This is a genomic window from Pseudomonas sp. XP2 (genome assembly GCF_053557975.1).
This window is the reverse complement of the sequence record NZ_JBNRIK010000008.1, coordinates 66,303-72,146: the sequence shown is the minus strand read 5'-3', so window position 1 is coordinate 72,146 and position 5,844 is coordinate 66,303. Positions and strand designations below refer to the sequence as shown.

The 5,844-nt window shown below is 62.4% G+C and carries 5 protein-coding genes and 1 pseudogene; 3 read left to right on the top strand and 3 right to left on the bottom strand.

The window, feature by feature from the left end; all coding sequences use genetic code 11:
• Positions 1–110: 110 nt before the first annotated feature.
• On the top strand, positions 111–1,151 hold the full coding sequence (locus ACK1VC_RS11370; RefSeq protein ID WP_016484534.1) for a threonine aldolase family protein: 1,041 nt from the start codon (positions 111–113) through the stop codon (positions 1,149–1,151).
• Positions 1,152–1,256: 105 nt separating this feature from the next.
• Here ACK1VC_RS11370 and mcpH read toward each other — a convergent pair whose 3' ends face one another.
• The 3 genes from mcpH to ACK1VC_RS11355 all read right to left on the bottom strand — a co-directional run bounded on the left by mcpH (position 1,257) and on the right by ACK1VC_RS11355 (position 3,911).
• Positions 1,257–3,194: a methyl-accepting chemotaxis protein McpH gene (gene mcpH, locus ACK1VC_RS11365; RefSeq protein WP_016484533.1), complete on the bottom strand. Its 1,938-nt coding sequence runs from the start codon at positions 3,192–3,194 to the stop codon at positions 1,257–1,259.
• Positions 3,195–3,381: 187 nt separating this feature from the next.
• Positions 3,382–3,684: a cell division protein ZapA gene (locus ACK1VC_RS11360; protein WP_016484532.1), complete on the bottom strand. Its 303-nt coding sequence runs from the start codon at positions 3,682–3,684 to the stop codon at positions 3,382–3,384.
• Positions 3,681–3,911, bottom strand: a complete 231-nt coding sequence (locus ACK1VC_RS11355; protein WP_016484531.1) for a hypothetical protein — start codon at positions 3,909–3,911, stop codon at positions 3,681–3,683. Before ACK1VC_RS11355 ends, ACK1VC_RS11360 begins: the two co-directional genes overlap by 4 nt.
• A gap of 276 nt (positions 3,912–4,187) precedes the next feature.
• Between ACK1VC_RS11355 and ACK1VC_RS11350 the strand changes: the two are divergent.
• A pseudogene (locus ACK1VC_RS11350) lies at positions 4,188–4,958 on the top strand (MCP four helix bundle domain-containing protein); the annotation flags it as partial.
• On the top strand, positions 4,941–5,813 hold the full coding sequence (locus ACK1VC_RS11345; protein ID WP_408981009.1) for a methyl-accepting chemotaxis protein: 873 nt from the start codon (positions 4,941–4,943) through the stop codon (positions 5,811–5,813). The pseudogene ACK1VC_RS11350 and the gene ACK1VC_RS11345, both read left to right, overlap by 18 nt.
• Positions 5,814–5,844: the final 31 nt, after the last annotated feature.

Below are 5,844 nucleotides of genomic sequence, written 5' to 3'. Positions count from 1 at the left end.
GGCTGCCCCCCCGAAGAGGCCGACGCAGATCCCACTGAAAGCAGCTTGTATAGGCAACCGCTGAATCGATGGTTTAGAGTGCTGTTCTGCGTCGTTCACAGGACCGTGTCATGACAGATAAGAGCCAACAATTCGCCAGCGACAACTATTCCGGTATCTGCCCCGAAGCCTGGGCGGCGATGGAAAAGGCCAACCACGGCCACGACCGCGCCTATGGCGACGATCAATGGACCGAGCGCGCCTCGGAATACTTCCGCAACCTGTTTGAAACCGACTGCGAGGTATTTTTCGCCTTCAACGGCACCGCCGCCAACTCCCTGGCCCTGGCCTCGCTGTGCCAGAGCTACCACAGCGTCATTTGCTCCGAGACCGCCCACGTCGAAACCGACGAATGCGGCGCGCCGGAGTTCTTTTCCAACGGCTCCAAGCTGCTGACGGCCGCCAGCGTCGACGGCAAGCTGACGCCAGAGTCCATCCGCGAAGTGGCGCTGAAGCGCCAGGACATCCACTACCCCAAGCCGCGGGTCGTGACCATTACCCAGGCCACAGAAGTGGGCACCGTGTACCGCCCCGACGAGCTGAAGGCGATCAGCGCGACCTGCAAGGAGCTGGGGCTGAACCTGCACATGGACGGCGCGCGCTTTACCAATGCCTGCGCATTCCTGGGCTGCAGCCCGGCCGAGCTGACCTGGAAGGCCGGTGTGGATGTATTGTGCTTCGGCGGCACCAAGAACGGCATGGCGGTGGGTGAAGCAATCCTGTTCTTCAACCGCCAACTGGCCGAAGACTTCGATTACCGCTGCAAGCAGGCCGGTCAACTGGCGTCGAAAATGCGCTTCCTGTCTGCGCCATGGGTGGGGCTGCTGGAAGATGGCGCCTGGTTGCGCCATGGCAACCACGCCAACCATTGCGCGCAGTTGCTGGCATCGTTGGTGAGTGACTTGCCGGGGGTGGAGCTGATGTTCCCGGTGGAGGCCAACGGGGTGTTCCTGCAAATGCCGGAGCCTGCGATTGAAGCGCTGCGCGGCAAGGGGTGGAGGTTCTATACCTTTATCGGCAGCGGCGGGGCACGGTTCATGTGTTCCTGGGATACCGAGCAAGAGCGGGTGCGCGAACTGGCAGCGGATATCCGCAGTATCATCACCGCCTGACAGGCCCCAATCGCCGGCAAGCCAGCCCCCACATGGACCACACAAGGCTCAGGCCTGTGGTGATCCTGTAGGAGCTGGCTTGCCGGCGTTGAAGCCCACACCGATCTAAAGCCTGAACCCACCCATCTGCCGCGCCAGGTCATCAGCCAAGCCACGCAACGCCTGGCACTCTTCACGGCAGCCCTGAACTTCCGCCGCCGTCTCCCGGGCCAGGTCAGAAATCCCCTGCACCGTGCGGTTGATCTCTTCGGTCACCGCCGACTGCTCTTCGGTCGCCGTGGCCACCTGATGGTTCATGTCGCTGATGTGTTCCACCTGGTCGGTAATCGCGCCCAACGACGCCCCGGTACGCTGGCTTGATTCAACGCCACTGCCGGTCGCCTGCTGCCCCGCCTGCATCGAGCTCACCGCCGAACCCGCGCCCTGCTTCAGGCGCTGGATCATCTGCTGCACTTCGTCGGTGGACAGTTGCGTACGTCGCGCCAGCGTTCGCACCTCGTCGGCCACCACAGCAAACCCGCGCCCCATCTCCCCGGCCCGCGCCGCCTCGATGGCTGCGTTCAGCGCCAGCAGGTTGGTTTGTTCGGAAATGCTGCGGATCACCGCGAGAACTTCATCAATAGAGGCGACTTCGTTGGCCAGCTGGCTGACGGCATCGGCTGCCTTGACGATGTCGCCCGACATGCCCTCGATGCCCTGAATCGAACGCCGTACCACCTCACGCGCCTGCAAGGCTTCATCCCGTGCCGACTGCGAGGCCTGCGCCGCATCACCCGCATTGCGGGCAATGTCCTGCACCGTCAGGCCCATTTCGTGCACGGCAGTGGCAACCATTTCGGTCATTTCCTGTTGCCGCCCTGAGCGCTCGGCCGTGTTGTCCACCACTTGGGTTACCTGCTCAACCGCACGATGCAGCCGTTCGGAGGTGTGCAAAACCTCGCCAATCAGGCTGCGCTGGCTGTCGAGAAAGCGGTTGAAACCCCGGGCCAGGTCACCCAGCTCATCCTGGCGCGAGTCATCCAGGCGGTGGCTAAGGTCGCCTGCGCCACTGCCAATCTGCACCAGCGCAGCGGTAACGCGGCGGATAGGCCGCACCAGGCCGCGCGCCAGCAGCACCACCAGCAGCAGCGACACCAGGGCCACACCGCCACCGATCAGGCTGGTCAGCCATACCGCCTGATGCATTTGCGCGTAGATTTCCGACTCCGGCACCTCGGCCACCAAGGTCCAGTCAAGGTCGCGCAGGGGCAGGCCGAGTGCCAGATACCGTTCACCGTCACGGCTGAAGCGGCTGCTGCGCAGGCCTTCGCCGCCCGTCATTACAGCCTTGGCAGCGTCCGTACCGAGCTGCTCGGTGAGCTGGCGCTTGCCACTGAAGGCAGCGTCCGGGTGCACCTGGATCAGGCCATCGTTACGTACCAGAAAGACCTTGCCATGCTCGCCAAAGCTGAAGTCGTGAATCAGCTTCGACAGCTCGGTCATGCGCAGGCCCATGCCGGCCACGCCCACCAGCTTGCCAGCCTTTTCCACGCGATAATCGATGAACAGCGCCAGCTCCCCAGTGGCTCCGTCGATGTCGATGTTGATAAACCGCTCGGCGCCGCTGTCGATGTAGCCGTAGAACCACTTGTCCTTGGGGTTGCTGCGGCTGAGGGTACGGTCCAGGCCATTTTCGTTGTAGTAATGGCCGGTTTCGGTCGAGGCAAACAAGGTGGTGAAGGCGCGGTTGCGCTGTTTGGCGGCGCCCAGGTATTCAATGAATGCCGCAGCCTGGGCGGGGTCTTCACCGGCAGCCAGCCAGTCGCGCAGCAGCGTGTTGCCGGCAATGTCCGCCGCAGCCACCAGTGGCTGGCCGAGCATGCGCTCGATGTCATTGCGGATGGCCTCGACACTGGCAGGCAGGGCAGTGTCGACCAGGTAGCGGTCGGTGAGGCGGTTGAGCGCCACGGTGAAGATGATGACCACCACCAGGATGCTGGCCAACAGGGCTGCGCCCATGCTGGTGATCAACTGCCACTGGATGCTTTTACGCCAGATACGCATGCCCCTACTCCCCCGCACATTATTGTTTTGCGAGAAGTGTATACACTTGCGTATCCAGTTAATCCAGTGACCTGGAACAATGAGTTGGGGCTTTGGGGCTGCTGCGCAGCCCATTCGCAGCACAAGGCTGCTCCTACAGGGAGCGGCCTTGTGTCGCGATTGGGGCGCAAAGCGCCCCAGCTATCGATCAGGACTCTGCAATGGTCCGCACGATGGCGTCCACCGTGGCGTCGATCTGCGCCTGGGTACGCGCAAGGGTCTGCTGATGTTCTTTCTGCAGTTCAACCTGTTTGGAGCACAGGTTAAGGGCAGCCAGCACCAGCAATTTGTCACCGATCAGGGTCGGGTACTGACGCTTGGTTTCGTTCAGGGCGGTGTTGAGCATCCGCACCGCCTGGGCCAGGGTTTCTTCCTGGCCTTCGGGCGCCTTGATCGAATAGTCGATGCCGAGAATCGACACGACATTGACCGGCTGCTCTTGCAATCTCATGCGCCAGCAACGCCAGCGCTGGCGCGATCAACCAGGGCCTGCAGGCGGGCGGCGGTGCTGCCGTTCTTCTCTTCCTGCTCCATCAGCGACAGCTGCAGGGTTTCGTTTTCTTCCTTGGCCTGGGCCAATTGCGTGCCAAGGGCGGTGTTCTGCTCGGTGAGTTGAGCGTTCTTCTGCATCAGGTCGCTGACCAGTTGCTCGATTTGATTCAGGGAAGCTTCCAGCATGGGTCTATCTCAGGTTGTTGCGAGGGGCGCACACGATAAAGAAAAGCGCGGCCCATCGCCATTAAAAATCGGATTCACAAGGTGTCTGGCCCGCAGATTGACAGGGTAATCACCCCCTTGTTCCGACCTGGGTCAACCGCCGGTCAGGAAAAGGTTAGCGCGCTCACAAATTTAGCGGGGCGCGCTCAAGACTGGCCAGTCACGACCGATAGCCCGGCAAGTCATGTTTTGTCGCACTTCGCGCACTCTTTATCCCTTGCCTGGATCTTCCCCTCCATGTCTCTACGCAACATGAATATCGCCCCGCGCGCGCTGCTCGGCTTCGCGCTCATCGGCCTGCTGATGCTCGGCCTTGGTATCTTCTCACTGGTGCAAATGGGCAACATTCGCCACGCGGGCGTGGCCATCGAGCAAGTCAACGTGCCCAGCATCAAGATCCTCGACGAAATCACCGCGCTCAACCTGCGCATGCGCACCCTGTCCTATCGACTGCTGATCAACCGCGAGCCTGCCATCCAAAGCGATACCCTCAACCTGCTGGACCAGCGCAACAGCCAGATCGACCGTGCGCGCCAGGCCTATTTGCCGATGATCGCCGCCGGTGATGAACAGGCGGCGTTCGACCAGTACGGCCAGTTGCTCAACCAGTACCGCCAACTGGAATCGCGCATGCGCAGCCTGAGCCAGGCCGGCCGCGTCGACGAACTGCGCGACCTGCTCAACCGCGACCTGCTGGCCAACTCCGAGCAAATCAACAAGGTCATGGAAACCCTGGTGCGTATCAACACCGAACAGACCCGTTCCACCAACGAGAAGGCCGCCAGCCAGTACGACACTGCCTTCACCCTGGTGATCGGCCTGCTGGTTGCCGCTACCGTGCTGACATTCGCGTGCGCCCTTTTGTTGACCCGCAGCATCGTCAAGCCGATTGATGAGGCGCTCAAATGCGCCGAGCAGGTCGCCGACGGTGACCTGACCCACATCATCCGCGCCGAAGGCACCGACGAAGCCGCCCGCCTGCTGCGTGCCATGGCCCGCATGCAAGACAAGCTACGCGACACCCTGCAGCAGATCGCCGGCTCCGCCACCCAGCTGGCCTCGGCGGCCGAAGAATTGAACGCCGTCACCGACGAAAGTGCCCGTGGCCTGCAACAGCAGAACAACGAAATTGAACAAGCCGCCACTGCCGTGACTGAAATGACCAGCGCGGTGGAGGAAGTGGCGCGAAATGCCGTGAGTACCTCAGAGGCATCCAGTGAAGCCAGCCGTTCCACTGGCGACGGTCGTGACTTGGTGATGGAGACGGTGGGCGCCATCGAGCGCATGAGCGGTGACGTGCAGGCCACAGCAAAACTGATCACGCACCTGGCCGAACAGTCGCGCGACATTGGCAAGGTACTCGACGTGATCCGCGGCCTGGCCGACCAGACCAACCTGCTGGCGCTCAATGCTGCCATTGAGGCAGCGCGCGCCGGCGAAGCGGGCCGTGGCTTTGCCGTGGTAGCGGATGAAGTGCGTGCGCTGGCACACCGTACCCAGCAGTCGACCAGCGAGATCGAACGGATGATTGGCAGCATTCAAGGCGGCACGGAAGAGGCAGTGGAGTCGATGCGCACCAGCACTGAACGCGCCGAGTCGACGCTGAACATCGCCCGCGGTGCTGGCTTGGCGTTGGACACCATTGCCGGGGCGGTGGCACAGATCAACGAGCGTAACCTGGTGATCGCCAGCGCGGCGGAAGAGCAGGCACAAGTGGCGCGGGAAGTGGACCGCAACCTGGTGAACATCAATGACCTGTCGGTGCAGAGTGCTACGGGGGCGCATCAGACCAGTGCGGCGAGTGCTGAGCTCTCGCGCTTGGCCGTGGACCTGAATGGGTTGGTGGCACGGTTCCGTACATGACAATGCTGGGGCCGCTGTGCGGCCCATTCGC

Coding starts and splice junctions, on each gene's coding strand:
- ACK1VC_RS11370 (WP_016484534.1), top strand. CDS start 111: ATGACAGATAAGAGCCAACAATTCGCCAGCGACAACTATTCCGGTATC.
- mcpH (WP_016484533.1), bottom strand. CDS start 3,194: ATGCGTATCTGGCGTAAAAGCATCCAGTGGCAGTTGATCACCAGCATG.
- ACK1VC_RS11360 (WP_016484532.1), bottom strand. CDS start 3,684: ATGAGATTGCAAGAGCAGCCGGTCAATGTCGTGTCGATTCTCGGCATC.
- ACK1VC_RS11355 (WP_016484531.1), bottom strand. CDS start 3,911: ATGCTGGAAGCTTCCCTGAATCAAATCGAGCAACTGGTCAGCGACCTG.
- ACK1VC_RS11345 (WP_408981009.1), top strand. CDS start 4,941: ATGGCCCGCATGCAAGACAAGCTACGCGACACCCTGCAGCAGATCGCC.